This window comes from Streptococcus suis (assembly GCF_002964575.1).
Taxonomy (GTDB): Bacteria; Bacillota; Bacilli; order Lactobacillales; family Streptococcaceae; genus Streptococcus; species Streptococcus suis_R.
This window is the reverse complement of record NZ_POQQ01000045.1, coordinates 1-287: the sequence shown is the minus strand read 5'-3', so window position 1 is coordinate 287 and position 287 is coordinate 1. Positions and strand designations below refer to the sequence as shown.

The 287-nt window shown below is 37.6% G+C and carries 1 pseudogene; it reads right to left on the bottom strand.

The features are described 5' to 3' along the window. Nucleotides 1-287: pseudogene (locus C1E58_RS05600) on the bottom strand (DNA polymerase III subunit beta); the annotation flags it as partial.

Below are 287 nucleotides of genomic sequence, written 5' to 3'. Positions count from 1 at the left end.
TTTTCACTTGTTCACTAGTTGTGGCTTTCAATGCTTCTATCAAGTAAGTTGGGTTAAAGCTGATTACTAAGTCTTCACCTGATACTTCTACAGTATCTAATTCCTCATTCACACGTCCAACTTCTGGAGAATTTACATGAGCCGATACAACATTATTAGCAATTTCTAGTTTTACTGTACCATTTTGGGTTGCATTTGAAAGAAGACGAGCACGCTCCATCGAGTGACGAAGATTTGCAGTATCAAAAATTGCAGTTGTTTTAAACTCAGTTGGAATTAAGCGGTCG